Source organism: Staphylococcus sp. HMSC068C09, assembly GCF_001813735.1.
GTDB classification, from domain to species: Bacteria; Bacillota; Bacilli; order Staphylococcales; family Staphylococcaceae; genus Staphylococcus; species Staphylococcus hominis.
In genome coordinates this window covers 16,615-33,054 of sequence record NZ_KV813732.1, presented here as the reverse complement: position 1 = coordinate 33,054, position 16,440 = coordinate 16,615, and the positions used below count along the sequence as shown (strand labels likewise).

Annotated in this window: 19 protein-coding genes and 1 riboswitch; of the genes, 3 read left to right on the top strand and 16 right to left on the bottom strand. The window is 32.3% G+C overall.

Translation table 11 applies throughout. The features are described from left to right. Together cls and HMPREF2930_RS00770 are read left to right on the top strand one after the other, a co-directional pair. Positions 1-1,385: cardiolipin synthase (cls, locus tag HMPREF2930_RS00775; RefSeq protein WP_176745764.1), on the top strand; the 1,385-nt coding region annotated here is incomplete at its 5' end. 34 nt (positions 1,386-1,419) lie between these two features. Continuing rightward, positions 1,420-2,067, top strand: coding sequence for an HD domain-containing protein (locus tag HMPREF2930_RS00770; protein WP_017174786.1), 648 nt, complete (start codon positions 1,420-1,422; stop codon positions 2,065-2,067). A 57-nt stretch (positions 2,068-2,124) separates the two neighbouring features. Here HMPREF2930_RS00770 and yidC read toward each other — a convergent pair whose 3' ends face one another. The 7 genes from yidC to HMPREF2930_RS00735 form a co-directional block, all read right to left on the bottom strand. Continuing rightward, positions 2,125-2,994, bottom strand: coding sequence for a membrane protein insertase YidC (gene yidC, locus HMPREF2930_RS00765; RefSeq protein WP_017175145.1), 870 nt, complete (start codon positions 2,992-2,994; stop codon positions 2,125-2,127). Between the two features lie 89 nt (positions 2,995-3,083). Further along, positions 3,084-3,722, bottom strand: a complete 639-nt coding sequence (thiE, locus tag HMPREF2930_RS00760; RefSeq protein WP_017175144.1) for a thiamine phosphate synthase — start codon at positions 3,720-3,722, stop codon at positions 3,084-3,086. Positions 3,723-3,724: 2 nt separating this feature from the next. Further along, positions 3,725-4,513: a hydroxyethylthiazole kinase gene (thiM, locus tag HMPREF2930_RS00755; protein WP_017175143.1), complete on the bottom strand. Its 789-nt coding sequence runs from the start codon at positions 4,511-4,513 to the stop codon at positions 3,725-3,727. Further along, the gene (thiD, locus tag HMPREF2930_RS00750) at positions 4,506-5,327 is read right to left on the bottom strand and encodes a bifunctional hydroxymethylpyrimidine kinase/phosphomethylpyrimidine kinase (protein WP_017175142.1); all 822 of its coding nucleotides are present in this window, start codon (positions 5,325-5,327) and stop codon (positions 4,506-4,508) included. Before thiD ends, thiM begins: the two co-directional genes overlap by 8 nt. After that, positions 5,320-6,009 (bottom strand): thiaminase II, encoded by a 690-nt coding sequence (tenA, locus tag HMPREF2930_RS00745; protein WP_017175141.1) that lies wholly within the window; start codon positions 6,007-6,009, stop codon positions 5,320-5,322. The genes thiD and tenA overlap by 8 nt, the downstream gene beginning before the upstream one ends. A 76-nt stretch (positions 6,010-6,085) precedes the next feature. After that, positions 6,086-6,188: riboswitch (TPP riboswitch) on the bottom strand. Between the two features lie 212 nt (positions 6,189-6,400). Continuing rightward, entirely contained in the window at positions 6,401-7,147 is a 747-nt protein-coding gene (locus tag HMPREF2930_RS00740; protein ID WP_017175140.1) for a transglycosylase family protein, read from the bottom strand. 403 nt (positions 7,148-7,550) lie between these two features. After that, positions 7,551-7,946 carry a single-stranded DNA-binding protein gene (locus tag HMPREF2930_RS00735; RefSeq protein ID WP_017175139.1) on the bottom strand — a complete coding sequence of 132 codons (396 nt, stop codon included), beginning with the start codon at positions 7,944-7,946 and terminating at the stop codon, positions 7,551-7,553. Positions 7,947-8,139: 193 nt separating this feature from the next. Here HMPREF2930_RS00735 and HMPREF2930_RS00730 point away from each other — a divergent pair, with 193 nt between their 5' ends. After that, positions 8,140-8,580, top strand: a complete 441-nt coding sequence (locus tag HMPREF2930_RS00730; RefSeq protein WP_017175138.1) for a YwpF-like family protein — start codon at positions 8,140-8,142, stop codon at positions 8,578-8,580. A gap of 49 nt (positions 8,581-8,629) precedes the next feature. Here the strand turns inward: HMPREF2930_RS00730 and fabZ are convergent, their stop codons facing one another. From fabZ to HMPREF2930_RS00685, 9 genes are all read right to left on the bottom strand, one after another. Continuing rightward, positions 8,630-9,067, bottom strand: a complete 438-nt coding sequence (fabZ, locus tag HMPREF2930_RS00725) for a 3-hydroxyacyl-ACP dehydratase FabZ (RefSeq protein ID WP_002448673.1) — start codon at positions 9,065-9,067, stop codon at positions 8,630-8,632. A 27-nt stretch (positions 9,068-9,094) separates the two neighbouring features. Continuing rightward, entirely contained in the window at positions 9,095-10,360 is a 1,266-nt protein-coding gene (murA, locus tag HMPREF2930_RS00720) for a UDP-N-acetylglucosamine 1-carboxyvinyltransferase (RefSeq protein WP_017175137.1), read from the bottom strand. Positions 10,361-10,466: 106 nt separating this feature from the next. Beyond that, the gene (locus HMPREF2930_RS00715) at positions 10,467-10,697 is read right to left on the bottom strand and encodes a DUF1146 family protein (RefSeq protein ID WP_017175136.1); all 231 of its coding nucleotides are present in this window, start codon (positions 10,695-10,697) and stop codon (positions 10,467-10,469) included. A gap of 313 nt (positions 10,698-11,010) precedes the next feature. Then, positions 11,011-11,412 carry a F0F1 ATP synthase subunit epsilon gene (locus HMPREF2930_RS00710; RefSeq protein ID WP_002448708.1) on the bottom strand — a complete coding sequence of 134 codons (402 nt, stop codon included), beginning with the start codon at positions 11,410-11,412 and terminating at the stop codon, positions 11,011-11,013. A gap of 21 nt (positions 11,413-11,433) precedes the next feature. Continuing rightward, complete coding sequence (gene atpD, locus HMPREF2930_RS00705) at positions 11,434-12,846, bottom strand: F0F1 ATP synthase subunit beta (protein WP_017175135.1); 1,413 nt, start codon at positions 12,844-12,846, stop codon at positions 11,434-11,436. Between the two features lie 21 nt (positions 12,847-12,867). Next, entirely contained in the window at positions 12,868-13,734 is an 867-nt protein-coding gene (gene atpG, locus HMPREF2930_RS00700; protein ID WP_017175134.1) for an ATP synthase F1 subunit gamma, read from the bottom strand. 31 nt (positions 13,735-13,765) lie between these two features. Continuing rightward, the gene (atpA, locus tag HMPREF2930_RS00695) at positions 13,766-15,274 is read right to left on the bottom strand and encodes a F0F1 ATP synthase subunit alpha (RefSeq protein WP_017175133.1); all 1,509 of its coding nucleotides are present in this window, start codon (positions 15,272-15,274) and stop codon (positions 13,766-13,768) included. 18 nt (positions 15,275-15,292) lie between these two features. Continuing rightward, the gene (locus HMPREF2930_RS00690; protein ID WP_017175132.1) at positions 15,293-15,832 is read right to left on the bottom strand and encodes a F0F1 ATP synthase subunit delta; all 540 of its coding nucleotides are present in this window, start codon (positions 15,830-15,832) and stop codon (positions 15,293-15,295) included. Beyond that, positions 15,832-16,362, bottom strand: a complete 531-nt coding sequence (locus HMPREF2930_RS00685) for a F0F1 ATP synthase subunit B (protein ID WP_017175131.1) — start codon at positions 16,360-16,362, stop codon at positions 15,832-15,834. Before HMPREF2930_RS00685 ends, HMPREF2930_RS00690 begins: the two co-directional genes overlap by 1 nt. Between the last annotated feature and the right edge of the window lie 78 nt (positions 16,363-16,440).

Here is a 16,440-nt window from a genome sequence, read left to right as displayed (position 1 = left end):
TTATCTTCATGGAACGTCGTAGTGCAGGTTCAATTTGGGCGTGGCTTTTAGTTCTTGTATTTCTACCGATAGTAGGATTTATTTTATATCTATTATTAGGGCGTCAAATACAACGCAAACATATTTTTAAATTAAAAAAAGAAGATCGTAAAGGTTTAGCTATGATAGTTGATGAGCAATTAAATGCGCTTGAAAAAGATGATTTTTCTAAAGGTAATCATCAAATTGTTAAGTTTAAAGAAATGGTGCACATGTTACTCTATAATAATGCTGCATTCTTAACTACTGATAACAGTATAAAAATCTTTACAGATGGTCATGCTAAATTTGACGCATTAATTGAAGATATTCAGAATGCTAAAGATTATATACATATTCAATACTATATTTTCAAAAGTGATGGTCTTGGACGTCGTATTTTAAAGGCACTCGAAGACAGACTTGAAGATGGTATAGAAGTTAAAATGTTATATGATGATATGGGTTCAAGAACATTACGCAAGAAAGATTTGAAACAGTTTAAAGACAAAGGTGGACACGCAGAAGCCTTCTTCCCTTCCAAATTGCCCTTAATCAATTTAAGAATGAATAACCGTAATCATAGAAAAATTGTAATTATAGATGGCAAGATTGGCTATGTTGGGGGTTTTAATGTTGGTGATGAATACCTTGGTAAAGATAAAAAATTTGGTTATTGGAGAGATACTCATTTAAGACTTGAAGGTGATTCTGTCAATGCATTAGAATTAAGATTCATCTTAGATTGGAATTCACAATCAACACGTGACAATATCAGATATGAAGATAGATATTTTCCTGATGTAGATTCAGGCGGCGAGATTGGTGTTCAAATCGCTTCAAGTGGTCCTGATGAAGACTGGGAACAAATTAAATATGGCTATTTAAAAATGATTATGTCAGCAAAACATTCTATTTATATTCAATCACCTTATTTTATTCCTGATCAAGCTTTTATTGATGCCATAAAAATTGCCGCTTTAGGTGGAGTTGAAGTTAATTTAATGATTCCTTGTAAACCCGATCATCCTTTTGTTTATTGGGCTACATTAAAAAATGCCGCTTCTTTATTAGACGCAGGTGTTAAAATTTATCAATATAATAATGGATTTCTACATTCAAAAACACTCATTGTCGATGATGAAATCGCTACTGTAGGTACAGCAAATATGGATAATCGTAGTTTTACATTAAATTTCGAAGTGAATGCGTTCATTTATGACGAAGATATTTCTCTTCAACTTAAAAAAGCATTTATTAAAGATATGAAGGTCTCATATGAGTTGACTAAAGAATTATATAATCAACGTAGTACTTGGATTAAGTTTAAAGAAGGCATATCTCAATTATTATCACCAATTCTTTAAACTCATTCAATACATGTTTTTAAAGGAGTAGTTTATGAATCAAGCAGAACAAATATTATTAGCTAAAGAATATATGTACCAATTTCATAAAAATGATTACTCTGGACATGATATTGCACATATTGAACGTGTCACATTATTAGCTAAATATATTGCCAAACAAGAACATCAAGGCGATTTTCTTACAATAGTATTGTCAGCTCTATTGCATGACGTCATAGATGATAAATTGACTGATAAACACCATGCTTTAAGCGAATTACATCAATTTTTTAAAAAAATAGAATTGGATGATACTGTTCAAAAGAATATTATTTTTATTATCAAACATTTGAGTTATCGAAATGGTAGAAATAACGATGTTACACTTCCAATCGAAGGACAAATCGTTAGAGATGCTGATCGCTTAGATGCAATTGGTGCTATAGGTATCGCAAGAACGTTTCAATTTTCTGGACATTTCAATGAGCCAATGTGGACAGAATCTCCCTATCACTCAATTCCTTCAGAAAAAGATATGGTTGATTTACCTCCTTCTGCTATTAGACACTTCTATGATAAGTTATTAAAATTAAAAAAATTAATGCACACACAAACAGGATCTCAACTAGCTGAAGAACGTCATCAATTTATGAAACTATTTTTATCTCAATTTTATAGCGAGTGGCACTTAGAAGAATAAAAAAAGTAGGAAAAGATAGATGATCTTTTCCTACTTTTTTATCGTATTATACTTATATTATTTTTTCTTCTTATTATTTTTAGAAACGACTTGCGTATTTTTACCTTTTTTATTTGAATTATTTTCTTTATGTGCCTCAACCATAGGTCCAATTTCTTGTTTTGCAACTTTTTCATAATGTTTATTTGCAAAGAATGTTTGAATAATTAAGAATGCCGCACTGACAGACCAATATAAACCTAGTGCCGAAGCTGAACTTAATGAAATCCAAATAATCATAATAGGTGAAACGATCATCATCATATAAGTCATTTGACGTTGTTCTTCAGGTATTTGTTTACTTGACACCCATGCTTGGATAAAGTATAACACACCGGCAATAATAGTAATCCAAATATCAGGATGTACTAAATTAAACCATAAGAAATGTGGATGTTCTGTAATACCGCCACCAATACGATAACGCAATACGAAATATAATCCCATAACGATAGGCATTTGAATTAAAACAGGTAAACAACCTAAAGCACTCTTCATAGGATTGATGTCATATTTTTTATAAACTTCCATCATTTCCTGATTAGCTGCCATTTTTTCTTCTTGAGTACGTGCACGTTTCACTTTTTCTTGTACACCTTCTACTTCAGGTTTAGCAATTTTCATTTTTTCACGCATCATATGACTATTTTTATAGTTTGATAGCATGAAAGGCAATAAGATAATACGAATAACTAATACTAAAACGATGATTGCAATACCATAATCATCATGAAAAACAGAATGGCCTAACCAATGTAGAATTTTAGCCATTGGTTCAACGAATGTATTGTAGAAAAATCCATTTCTATTACTAGATTTGGAATAGTCACATCCAGCTAAAAAGACCATTACCCCTAATAACAAAGGTAGTAGCACTTTCTTCTTCATTTTTACACCTCTATTGATATATTCACATAGAAATAATTTTATCATAGATAGGGTGTACTAGAAAACAAAAACTGAAAAAAAAGAGATATTTATTTGAAATAGTGCTTTAATTTATTAACAGTCTTGTCAATATTTTGACTATGTGTAATGACCGAAATAACTGACACACCATCAGCGCCTTCTTTAGCTATAGGCTCACAATTATCTTCAGTAATACCACCTATAGCAACCATAGGTAAGCTTGGATTAATATTTTTTAATGTTGCAATCATTTCAGGGCCTACAGGGGCACTTGCATCAGATTTTGAAGATGTCTTATACATTGGACCTACGCCTATATAATCTACGTGTTCTAAATCTGATTGTTGATATTCCTTTACGTTTCCTACACTTAATCCTATAATTTTATTTTTAAAACGATTAGCAAAAGAAGCAATTATTTCGTCATCTTGACCTACATGTATACCATCTGCATCAATCTTTTCAGCTAAATCCACATCATCATTAATGAGAAAAGGTACTTTATACTCATGGCAAAGTGTTTTCAATTCCTTAGCTAAGGCTTCTTTTTCATCCCCTACTAAAGCATTTGGTCCTTTTTCACGAAATTGAAATAAAGTAATTCCTGATTCTAATGCTGCTTTTAAAACATCTTTAATGTTTTGATCACCGATGATGTCTTGTGTTCCACATATAAAATAAACTTGTAAACTTTTTGAATCAAACATATTTAAACCTCTTCACGTTTTACAAATTGTTTATAAGTATCATAGTTAAGTTGATACATTTCATCAAGTAATTGAGATAAGAATGTTCCAGGTCCATTAACCTTTTCACTTTTTTCAGCAATCTCTGCGGCGATATTATAATAACTTACTGATTCTTCTAATACTTGTAATGATGGATGTGTATTTCTAAATAAAAATCCAGCAACTAAACCGCCTAATAAACAACCAGCGCCTGTGATTTTTGCCAGTAATGGAGAACCATTTGATAGTTTGACAATTTGATTATCTTGAATAATAACATCTTCTCTACCTGTAATAACAATTGCTGTTTGATATTTTTCATAAGCTTTTTTAGCAATTGTCACTACATCTAAGTCTGTTTCCCCATCAGTGCCTTTCATTGTAGTATTTGAATCTACTAAAGTAAGAATTTCAGATGCATTTCCTTTAATCACAGAAACATTTATTTCAGAAAGAAAAGTTTCACAGAATTGTTTACGATATGTTGATGCGCCTACAGCAACTGGATCAAATACAATGGGTGTACCTTGTTGATTAGCAATTTTTCCAATTTCTAAAATATCTTTCTCATTTGCTTTAGTTAATGTTCCAATATTTATAAGTAGTGCCCCTGCTACTTTATAGAACTCTTCTGCTTCTTCTGGAGCTTCACTCATTGCTGGACTTGCACCAATACTCAAGAGTCCATTCGCAGTGAAGTTTTTAACCACATCATTGGTATAACAGACTACTAGTGGATTCTCTTGTCTTATCTTTTCTAAACTATTCATCGTCTAAACCTACTTTCTTCATATAAGCAAAATGGTTTACCGGGCCGCGTCCTTGACCGATTTCAGGTGTATGTTCAATACTTAATGAAATAAATTTTTTAGCTTTTTTTACAGCTTCATAAATTGTTTTACCTTTAGCTAGTTCGGCTGTGATAACAGCTGAAAATGTGCAACCTGTACCATGAGTATGTGGCGTATTAAATCGCTTCTCTTCAAAAGTATAGACATCATCTTTAGTAAATAAAAAGTCTTTAGCATTATTTAAATCAGCAGAATGACCGCCTTTAATTACTACACCTTTACTTCCTATTTCATTTATAAATATATGACCTGCTTTACGAATATTATCTTCAGTATCAATTTTCAAGCCAGTAATTTCTTCAGCTTCTGGAATGTTAGGAGTAACGACATCCGCTAATGGTAAGAGCGTTTTCTGAAGATGTTTTTTTGTTTCATCATCCATTAAGGAATCACCACTTTTTGCTAGCATAACTGGATCGATAACATAGGGAATATTGCTATGATTTTTTAAATACGTTTGAATCAGTTCCATCGTTTCATGTGTAGCAATCATTCCAGTCTTAATTGCGTGAGGTAATTCATCATCAAATACGCTATCTAATTGTTCTTTAACCCAACTAGTTTCTAGATTATGGATATGTTGAACTCCTTTAGTATTTTGAGCCACAATACTTGTAATAGCAGCCATTCCATATACGCCACAAGCATGGAATGATTTTAAATCTGCCATAACTCCTGCGCCACCAGAAGGGTCAGTACCAGCAATTGTTAACGCAATCTTAGGTTTATTCATGATTTGCTCCTCCAAAATCCCATTCTTCATCAATGTATGCCATATTAAAGAAGTGACGTTCATGTACAGTACTTTGTAAAAATGCTTCTTTAATTTCTCTTTTTTCCTGTTCGGTACAATGTTCTGTAAGTTCATTTAACAAACGGTCAAATACTTCAATTAAAGGTGCCATTTCAGTGCTATAAAAATCAAGCCACTTAGCAGTAAGTGCATCTCTATTAAGATTTGAATCTTCTAATCCCCATTTAGCAACCACTTCATATACGTAAGGACATGGTGCCATTGCAGCTATAGTGTATGCAGCATTTTCGTGTGTATAAGCATGATAATACATATGTTTAATGTAATGATCTCCACTAGGTGGCCACACTTTTTCTTTTACAATTTCTTCATAAGGTTCATTAATATAGTCCGCTAAAATTTCATGGGCTTCTACTTCGCCGTCTAACATAAATTCAATTTGCTCTACTAAGAATTTCACTTCTTTCATAGTAGGTGCTTTAGGAATAAGTAAAGCATATAAATTAGTAAATTCTTTTAAATAAGAAGCATCAGCACGTAAGTATTGGCGTACTGCTTGTTTTGATAATTTTCCCTTTAATAAATCTTGAATAAAACCATCATTATAAATCTCTTCAATAATTGGCTTTGACGCTTGCTTTAATTCATCTGAAAAACTCATTAACTATTCCTCCTTAAATAAAAAAACTACATTTCAACGTAGAAATGTAGTCAATATTCAAAAAAATAGAATGAATGAATATGTATTACTACTTTCCTACGTTGGCATTAACCAAATCAGGTTATAAGGGTCTGAATGCTTCATCTCAGCCATGTTCCATGGCTCCCCTAGTAGTCTTTAGTTTAATTTAACCATAACAAAACCATTGTTATAATTCAAATAAAAAAGATATTCATTGAAATAAGTTTAATTCATACAACTATTATTATAAATATAATAAATAAAGAATAGTACAGAAATCTTTCTAAATTCAGTCATTACTATCAATATATATAAAAATGCCTAAGACAACTCATATTGTCTCAGGCACTAGTAAATTATTTATTAAGTTTTACGCTGTAACCCATTGAGATGGACCTGCAGTATTATAAAGTTTTACTGCCGCAGCATCTTGAACACTTTCAGGTGCTTGTGCTGGTGATACACCTTTATATTGTGCTGGTGCTACTGAATCCCAAGTAGATTGTAAGAATTGATATTTACCTGCTGCACCAGAAGAAGGGTTGATGGCATGAATATCTCCACCTGATTCGCGTTGAGCGATTTGTTGTAAATGACTATTTACATTTACAGATGAACCACTTGTTGATTGTTTAGGTTGATTTGTAGTTGCATTAGCAGGTGCTTGTTGTGTTTGAGTTGCTTGTTTAGTTTGTGTTGTTTTTGGTGCTTGTTGTGTTTGAGCTTCATTTGCATAGTGTTGACTTACATTTGAAGTTGAAGCTGATTGATTTATATGATTATAATTATTATTTTGGAAAGATACATTTTGTGCTGATTGAGTTGAAGCTACATTTTGATTAGCACTATTTACAGTTGAACCGTTTGATGGATAATATTCCCATTTAAAATATGTTCCATCTGACCAAAAATGATAAGTTTTACCATTTAAATTAAATTGGTAATTATAAGCTCCTTCTTGAATAGGATGTTGATTTAATGATTGATCGTTAGATTCCGCTAATTGAGCTAATTTTTCTTTATTAATTTGATTTTCACTTGCATCAGCATGACTTACGTTTCCTGCTACTAATCCTAAGCCTACTGCTAATGAAGATGCAATAATTGTCTTTTTCATAATAGTATAATCCTCCTAAGTCATTTGTTTTCTTAAATATTTTACGGATACTACTCTAACATCTAAAAAAGCTTAGCAGGTTACAGTGAAATAAAAAAAATATACTTATTTTACATTAAAATTACATAGATTTGTAAATAATTTTTCTTATATATATACTATAAACACTTTAATGGCAGTGTTTATTAGATATATAATAAAAGAACCAACTGTAATTACTTTGTAATATTTCAGAAAAATACACTGTCTTTTTTATCATTCAATGAATGAGTTGTATCTAATGTCTTATACATAGTTAAAGAGGTCGGAATATTTATACCGACCTCTTGAGTATATTTGAGTATAATTGAAAGACTTATTTTATATTAATTGGAAAGGTTTGGAGTATTAAAAATAGAGAGTTTTATTTTATATTCATTAATTCGAGATTATCAAATGGATAAGTGTCTGTATTTAGTGAGCTATCTGAGAGTTTTTCATTATTTAATTTAGGGGACATAAATTTAATTGTTTCAACATATAATTCTGTGACAAAGTGAGTTTGTTTTTCCTTTTCATATTTACGAGAACGCATTTGGCCAGTAATACCTACTAAAGATCCTTGAGAAGTATATTTTTCAATGTTGCTGGCCATCTTACCAAATGCTTTACAAAATATATAATCACACGCTATTTCATCATTTTCATCTTTATAATTACGTTCAGTAGCCACACTAAACGTTGCGATTTTCACCTCCTCATTATCATAAATTTTTGCATCTTTAGTCATACGACCAACGATTACTATCTTATTTAACATGTGTCACCTCCTTATATCGTTATATTAAATAGAATTGAATATAACGTCAAAAAGCTATTTTTTTAGATTTCTTCCCTTTTTAGTATTAATATCTGATATATTTAAGAAAAATATTAAGATATGAGACGACTTATTTAACAAAAAAACAATAATCATATAATTTAAAAATGTTTAAGAGTATGGGAGACATGTTATGAAGACTTTTAAAGCAGTTCGATTCCAAATAGTAAGCGATGATAACAGGATTTCAGAATTTGAACTTTATGATGGTGTTATTATAAATAAAGAGAATAGTGGTACAGGTTGGCTCCTAGAAATTGTAATTTCAGATACACATTATGATATCATGCAAAAATTTTATGAATCACAAACAGTATTAGATATCAGAGTAGTGATTACTAGACCTTCTAACGATCCAGCATTGTTTGATGCAACAATAAAACATATCTCTCTATTTGAAAGGAAAATATCAATTATTTTCGAGTGTCATATTTATACACACCGTCAGGTATACGCAGAAACACTATTAGAACAACTTATTGATGAAGGATTATCTGGAGAAGAATTAAAAATTACATTTAACAGAATGATGCAATCTAAACCGAAATTAAAAGAAGAAAAATTTGAAAGATAAAAATAGAGTAGTAACGAAATGAATGATTTCGCTACTACTCTTATTTTAATTACGCATCTTGAATAGCAAAAGTAAGTTCACAACTACAAGCAAGTTGTCCATCAACAGTAGCTTTTGCTGTACCTTTTCCAATAGGACCTTTAATTTTTGTAATTTCAACTTCTAACATTAAAGTATCACCAGGTGTCACTTGTTTTTTAAATCTACATTTATCAATCCCAGCAAATAATGCAATTTTACCTTTATTTTCTTCACTATTTAACATAGCTACCGCTCCAGTTTGTGCCAAAGCTTCTGTAATGAGAACACCAGGCATAACTGCATAATCAGGAAAATGTCCTTGGAAAAACGGTTCGTTTCCTGAAACTTGTTTTAAACCTACACAACGCTTTCCTTCTTCATATTCAACAATACGATCAATAAGTAAAAAAGGTTGTCTATGAGGAATGATTTTTTTTATTTCATTATAATCAAAAATTGTTTCCATAACTATTACCTCAAATCTATTTAAAAATTAGTCATCGACTCTTTTGATATCTGCACCAAGTGATTTTAACTTCTCATGGAAATTAACATAACCACGATCTAAGTGTTTAAGTTCTGTCACTTGAGTTGTACCTTCTGCCACTAAACCAGCCAAAATAAGAGCTGCGGCTGCTCTTAAATCCGTAGCTTTTACTTGAGCACCTTGTAGTTGACTTTTACCTTCTATTTTAGCACTTCTACCTTCTACATTAATATTAGCATTCATTCTTCTAAATTCTGCAACATGCATAAATCTATTTTCAAATACTGTTTCAGTTACCACTTTATGGCCTTCAGCTGTTAATAATAATGCCATCATTTGTGATTGCATATCTGTAGGGAAACCTGGATGAGGCAGTGTTTTAATATCTACAGGTTGAAGTTCACCATTTGTAGTAACATGTACACCTTCCTCATTAAAATCGAGGTTAACTCCCATTTCTTCTAATTTATAAATTAAACTTGTCATATGTTCTTTAACAGCACCTTTTACAAAAACATCTCCTCTTGTAATTGCTGCTGCGATAATAAGTGTACCTGCTTCAATACGATCAGGTATAATTGCATGTTCAACGCCCGTTAATTTTTCAACACCATGGATAGTAATGGTATCTGTACCAGCACCAACAACGTTACCACCCATTTCATTGATATAATTAGCTAAATCTACAATTTCAGGTTCTTTAGCTACATTTTCGATAACTGTTTTTCCTTGTGCTAAAGAAGCACCCATTATAATATTTTGAGTTGCACCTACACTTGGAAAATCTAGATGAATATTTGCACCTTTCAATCCCTCTTTAGTGCTTGCGTATATATTTCCGTTTTCTAAATGAATTTCTGCACCTAAGGCTTCAAAACCTTTGATATGTTGTTCAATTGGACGAGCACCAATTGCACAGCCACCTGGTAATGCAACGATTGCATGACCTAAACGTGCTAATAAAGGTCCCATTACTAACACACTTGCTCTCATTTTACTCACATATTCATAAGGCGCTTCTTCATTTAGTGTAGCAGAAGCATCAACTGTAACTGATCCGTTTTCTTTATCATAATCCACTTTAGCATTTAAAGTAGATAAAACATTATTGATAGTAACAACATCACTTAAATCTGGCACATTGGTTAATTTACTTTGTCCTTCAGACGCTAATAACGATGCTGTAAGGACAGGTAATACAGCATTTTTAGCTCCTTCTACTTGAACTTCACCAGTAAGGCGATTGCCTCCATTTATAATTATCTTATCCATATTAATCCTCCACATTAAACTCCTATTTCTTATAACATTTCCCATTTTGAATTACTTATTTAATTAGTATATCTACATTTTTAGTTAATTAGTAGAAATTCATTTTTTAAAATAAATATTTAATTTGTGTAGAATACTGTAATAAATCCACGATAAAGTTACTTACTGCAGTACCCATTAAAATTGCTAAGAAAATCATACACACTTGTAGTTGTGTTGAATATCCTTTTTTAAAAAATTGATCTAATCTGAGAGAATGTAATGCCCAGTACGCAATACATATACATATTACATGTAAAAATAGATGTATTATTGCAAATTGTCCAACATATTCCATTCTTTTCTCTCCTTAAAGATTTCTGTAATATATTGTACATTAAAAAAGTTAATAATGATACATAAGAACGTTACGATATTTAATAAAAGTAACTAAAATAAAAATTTAAAGTTATTATCATTCTAAGTTCTTTTATGTACAATAAAAAAAGAGCTTGAAACACCATTAAATGTCTCAAACTCTTTTAATATATTAAGAATAATTAACTAAACCAATAATATTTTAATATCTGTTACTTTTTCATTAACCATTCTCACTAAATTGAAATAATATATTCATCATAAATATTATCCCACATCATTTAATTTAATCATTATTTTAATTCAGCTACACGCAGACGGTTTTCCGCTCTAGCTAATGCGCGTTTAGCTCGGTTAATGTCACTGTTATCCTCTTCATCTAAATGAGACTGAGCTCTTTGACGAGCCAACTTAGCTCTTTCTACATCAATCTCACTAGCTGTTTCAGCTGTTTGAACAATGACAGATACTTTATGTTGTCTAATTTCAACAAAGCCACCACTAACAGCTATATACTCAGTACCATTCTTAAACTTAACTTTAATATGGCCTATCTTTAATGCGGCAACTGTCGGAATATGTCCACTCATGATACCTATTTCGCCCGCAGTAGTTTGAAATACAACGAGTTCAACATCATCTTTTTCGTAGACTGAACCATTAGGAGTGACAATATCAAGATTTACTGTGTTCATTATCTTTACCTCCTAATTAGTTTAAACTTCAACACCCATATCTTTAGCTTTAGCAATAACATCATCCATACTTCCAACTAAACGGAACGCATCCTCAGGAATATGATCATATTTACCATTTAAGATATCTTTAAAGTCCGCTACAGTTGTTTTAACTGGAACATAAGAACCTTTTTGACCAGTAAATTGTTCAGCCACATGGAAGTTTTGTGATAAGAAGAATTGAATTCTACGCGCACGTTCTACTGTTAATTTATCTTCTTCAGATAATTCATCCATACCTAAAATTGCAATGATATCTTGTAATTCTCTGTATTTTTGTAATGTAGATTGAACTTCACGTGCAACTTCATAATGTTCTTGTCCAACAATAGATGGTTCTAAAGCTCTAGAAGTTGAAGCTAATGGGTCTACCGCAGGATAAATACCCATTTCAGTTAATTTACGTTCTAAGTTTGTTGTTGCATCTAAATGCGCGAACGCAGTTGCTGGTGCTGGGTCAGTATAGTCATCGGCAGGAACGAATACTGCTTGAATTGAAGTGACTGAACCTTTATTAGTAGATGTAATACGTTCTTGTAATTGACCCATTTCAGTTGCTAATGTTGGTTGATAACCTACAGCTGAAGGCATACGTCCTAATAATGCTGAAACTTCAGAACCAGCTTGAGTAAAGCGGAAAATATTGTCAATGAATAAAAGTACATCTTGACCTTGTTCATCACGGAAATATTCAGCCATTGTCAATGCAGATAAAGCAACACGCATACGCGCACCTGGTGGCTCATTCATTTGTCCAAATACCATGGCAGTTTTATTGATAACGCCACTATCGCTCATTTCATAGTATAAGTCGTTACCTTCACGAGTACGTTCACCTACACCAGCGAATACAGAAATACCACCATGTTCTTGAGCGATATTATTGATTAATTCTTGAATTAATACAGTTTTACCTACACCGGCACCACCGAATAAACCAATCTTACCACCCTTAATATAAGGTGCTAATAAGTCTACAACTTTGATACCTGTTTCAAGGATTTCTACTTCAGTAGACAATTCATCAAAATTAGGTTGACGACGATGAATTGGATCACGTCTAACAGAACTATCTATTTTTTCATTTAAATCTATTGTTTCTCCTAAAACGTTAAACACACGTCCAAGTGTTTCTTCACCTACAGGAACACTAATATCTTTACCAGTATTCACAACCTGCATACCACGTTGAACACCATCAGTTGAATCCATTGCAATAGTACGAACAACATCATCACCTAATTGCAATGCAACTTCTAATGTTAATTTGAATGTGCCATCATTTTTAGGGACTTCAATAATTAGGGCATTATTAATTTCAGGGACTTCATTATGTTCGAATCGAACATCAATTACAGGACCCATAACCTGAGTTACACGGCCATTACCCATGTTGTTTCCTCCTTTAAAATATTATTCAAGTGCGGCAGAACCACCAACAATTTCTGTAATTTGTTGAGTGATTTCAGCTTGTCTCGCTCTATTATATTGTAATGATAAGTCATCAATAAGTTCAGTTGCATTATCAGATGCATTTTTCATTGCAGTCATACGTGCTGCATGTTCACTAGCCTTAGCATCAAGAATCGTTCCATAGATTAAACTTTCAACGTATTGTGGAAGAATAACTCTTAAGATTGAGTCTTTATCTGGTTCAAATTCATATGACGACATTTGACCTTGGCCTTGACTAGAATCTTCTTGAGATAATGGTAGAACTTGTTTAACAGAAGGTTTATTTTCAAGAACACTAACATAGTGGCTATAATAAATCTTAAGTTCATCAATATGTTCTTCACTGAATAAGTCAATCGCATGCTTAGCGATAGCTTGTATTGATTTAAATGAAGGTTGATCAGGTACATCAACAAGTGAACTTTCAACTTCATAACCTCTATTTTTAAGGAAATCAACACCGGATTGACCTAAAACAATAATGCTATATTCATCACTATTTGTATGTTTTTCTTTAATGTCATTGACTAGTCGTTTAAGCACATTCGAACTATAAGCACCCGCTAATCCTTTGTCACTTGTAATAACCAGGTAACCACTACGTTGAATGTGTCTTGGTCTTAACATTGGATGACTTGAATTTTTACTTGCGCCTGCAATAGCAGTTATCGCATCTTGCATTTTTTCCATATAAGGTTCGAATTGCTTAGTATTTTTTTCAGCTCGACGTAATTTAGAACTTGAAACCATGTTCATCGCTTTAGTAATCTGTTTCATTTTTTTCGTCGATTTAATACGACTATCTATCTCTTTAAGAGAAGCCATTATCTCACCACCTTTTTGATTTAAAGTTTAGTTATTCAGACTTGCTAAAACTTTTCTTAAATTCATTAATAGCTGATTCAAATTTAGCATCATCAGGAAGGTTACCAGTTTCTCTGATTTCTCCTAATAATTCTGAAGCATTTGATTTAGACCAACTATTTAATTCATCTTCAAAACGTGTAATGTCTTCTACAGGAATGTCATCTAAATAACCTTTTGTTAAGGCATAAATAATTAACACTTGATTTTCAACAGGAAGTGGTTTGTTTTGATCTTGTTTTAAAACTTCAACCGTACGTTTACCACGTTCTAATTTTCTAGCAGTATATTCGTCTAAATCAGAACCAAATTGTGCAAATGATTCTAACTCACGATAAGATGCTAAATCTAAACGTAATGTACCGGCAACTTTTTTCATTGCTTTAATTTGTGCTGAACCACCAACACGTGATACAGACTGACCGGCATTGATCGCAGGTCGTACACCTGAGAAGAATAAATCAGATTGTAAGAAAATTTGTCCGTCAGTAATTGAAATTACGTTAGTTGGAACATATGCAGAGATATCTCCAGCTTGTGTTTCAATGATAGGTAAAGCTGTAATTGAACCGCCACCTAATGCATCGCTTAATTTAGCTGCTCTTTCTAACAATCTACTGTGTAAGTAGAAGACGTCCCCTGGATATGCTTCACGACCTGGAGGTCTACGTAATAATAATGATAATTCACGATAAGCTGCTGCTTGTTTAGTTAAATCATCATATACAACAAGTACATTTTTTCCATTAAACATGAACTCTTCACCCATTGTTACTCCTGAATAAGGGGCAATGTATAATAATGGTGCTGGTTCCGCTGCTGATGCAGATACAACAATTGTGTAGTCTAAAGCACCAGCTTGACGTAATTTTTCAACGTTTGCACGTACTGTTGAATCTTTTTGACCAATAGCTACATAAATACAAATTGTATCTAAACCTTTTTGGTTTAAAATTGTATCAATACCAATCGTTGTTTTACCTGTTTGTCTATCACCAATGATTAACTCACGTTGTCCACGACCAATTGGTACTAATGCGTCAATCGCTTTAATACCAGTTTGTAATGGTTCATCAACTGATTTACGATCCATAACACCTGTTGCTTTTTGCTCAACAGGGCGTGTCTTAGTTGAATTGATAGGACCTTGTCCATCAATTGGTTGACCAAGTGGATTTACAACACGTCCGATAAGTTCTTCACCTACTGGCACTTCCATGATACGGCCAGTACGTTTAACTTCGTCGCCTTCTCTAATTTCACTATAAGGTCCTAAGATTACGACACCCACATTTGATTCTTCAAGGTTTTGTGCTAAACCAAGCACTCCATTTGAAAACTCTACAAGCTCACCAGCCATACAATCATTTAATCCGTGAATTAATGCAATACCATCACCAATTTGAAGGACGGTACCTACATCATCAACAGACATTTCTGACTCATAGTTTTCAATTTGTGAGCGAAGTAATGCACTGATTTCTTCAGCTTTGATGGCCATCTATGTCACTCCTCTTTTTTAATTAACTCTTTTAAATTTACGCTCTATTTGTTCTAAATCATTTTTTATACTGCCATCTAATACAGTAGTCCCAACTTTTGCTCTAAAACCGCCAATTAAGTTAGGATTTATTTTAGTTGTAATATGTACTTTAGACAATTTAGTTTTGTTAAGAATTACTCTTTCAATACGAGATAATTCTTCTTCATTCAATTGATATACAGATTCAACCAAAGCATCACCTTGATTATAATGATGGTCATACAAATGTTTAAATTCTTTAAAGATAGAATGGATAAGCGCTAAATGACGATTATTTGCTAAAATCATTAGCATATTTTTTAAGTAATAGTTCGCATCCCCAAATACAATACCTGCGAATTTACGTCGTTCAGAAGCAGGCTGATTAGGATTTGAATCAATTGCTTTTAAATCATCAATGTAATTTAAAGTTGCATGACTAACTTCTTGTAATTCTTCATACATTAAATCTAATCGATCTTTATCTATAGAGACATCAAATAAAGCTTTAGCATATTTTTTTGCTACATCTGCCATTATTTATCGCCTGCCTCTTTAAGATACTTATCAACGAGACCTTTTTGATCTTGTTCTGAAATTTCTTTTTGTAAAACTTTAGAAGCTATTAAAACAGATAACTCAGAAACTTGATTATTAATATCTGCAAGAGCGCGTTCTTTTTCACTGTTGATTTCACTTTGTGCTGTTTCAATCATACCGTTTGCACGTTCATGTGCATCTTTAATAATTTCTTCATGTTGTTTACGTGCTTGAATTCTTGCATCTTCAAGAATATGATGAACTTCATCTTGTGTTTCTTTAAGTGTCTTTTTATTTTCTTCTTCAAGTTTTTGTGCATTCAATTTTGCTTCTTCAGCTTCGTCAATATCTCTATTGATATCGCGTTCACGTTTATCCATTACTTCTTTTAATGGACCCCAAGCAAATTTTTTCAATAACGCTAATAGGATTATAAATGTAATAATTGTAACAATTGTTGTTCCCCATTCAACGCCACCTGTAGTTGCACCTAAAACAAATGAATTAGTTAATGCGTTCACTGGCATTTGACACTCCTTTCATTATTAATCATCACTTTGCCACTAAATAAAACGAATGGCGAAGATCAAAGAGACTTCGCCTCG

What these genes read in the sequence shown, in the direction of transcription:
- HMPREF2930_RS00770 (WP_017174786.1), top strand. Translation starts at nt 1,420, where the DNA reads ATGAATCAAGCAGAACAAATATTATTAGCTAAAGAATATATGTACCAA.
- yidC (WP_017175145.1), bottom strand. Translation starts at nt 2,994, where the DNA reads ATGAAGAAGAAAGTGCTACTACCTTTGTTATTAGGGGTAATGGTCTTT.
- thiE (WP_017175144.1), bottom strand. Translation starts at nt 3,722, where the DNA reads ATGTTTGATTCAAAAAGTTTACAAGTTTATTTTATATGTGGAACACAA.
- thiM (WP_017175143.1), bottom strand. Translation starts at nt 4,513, where the DNA reads ATGAATAGTTTAGAAAAGATAAGACAAGAGAATCCACTAGTAGTCTGT.
- thiD (WP_017175142.1), bottom strand. Translation starts at nt 5,327, where the DNA reads ATGAATAAACCTAAGATTGCGTTAACAATTGCTGGTACTGACCCTTCT.
- tenA (WP_017175141.1), bottom strand. Translation starts at nt 6,009, where the DNA reads ATGAGTTTTTCAGATGAATTAAAGCAAGCGTCAAAGCCAATTATTGAA.
- HMPREF2930_RS00740 (WP_017175140.1), bottom strand. Translation starts at nt 7,147, where the DNA reads ATGAAAAAGACAATTATTGCATCTTCATTAGCAGTAGGCTTAGGATTA.
- HMPREF2930_RS00735 (WP_017175139.1), bottom strand. Translation starts at nt 7,946, where the DNA reads ATGTTAAATAAGATAGTAATCGTTGGTCGTATGACTAAAGATGCAAAA.
- HMPREF2930_RS00730 (WP_017175138.1), top strand. Translation starts at nt 8,140, where the DNA reads ATGAAGACTTTTAAAGCAGTTCGATTCCAAATAGTAAGCGATGATAAC.
- fabZ (WP_002448673.1), bottom strand. Translation starts at nt 9,067, where the DNA reads ATGGAAACAATTTTTGATTATAATGAAATAAAAAAAATCATTCCTCAT.
- murA (WP_017175137.1), bottom strand. Translation starts at nt 10,360, where the DNA reads ATGGATAAGATAATTATAAATGGAGGCAATCGCCTTACTGGTGAAGTT.
- HMPREF2930_RS00715 (WP_017175136.1), bottom strand. Translation starts at nt 10,697, where the DNA reads ATGGAATATGTTGGACAATTTGCAATAATACATCTATTTTTACATGTA.
- HMPREF2930_RS00710 (WP_002448708.1), bottom strand. Translation starts at nt 11,412, where the DNA reads ATGAACACAGTAAATCTTGATATTGTCACTCCTAATGGTTCAGTCTAC.
- atpD (WP_017175135.1), bottom strand. Translation starts at nt 12,846, where the DNA reads ATGGGTAATGGCCGTGTAACTCAGGTTATGGGTCCTGTAATTGATGTT.
- atpG (WP_017175134.1), bottom strand. Translation starts at nt 13,734, where the DNA reads ATGGCTTCTCTTAAAGAGATAGATAGTCGTATTAAATCGACGAAAAAA.
- atpA (WP_017175133.1), bottom strand. Translation starts at nt 15,274, where the DNA reads ATGGCCATCAAAGCTGAAGAAATCAGTGCATTACTTCGCTCACAAATT.
- HMPREF2930_RS00690 (WP_017175132.1), bottom strand. Translation starts at nt 15,832, where the DNA reads ATGGCAGATGTAGCAAAAAAATATGCTAAAGCTTTATTTGATGTCTCT.
- HMPREF2930_RS00685 (WP_017175131.1), bottom strand. Translation starts at nt 16,362, where the DNA reads ATGCCAGTGAACGCATTAACTAATTCATTTGTTTTAGGTGCAACTACA.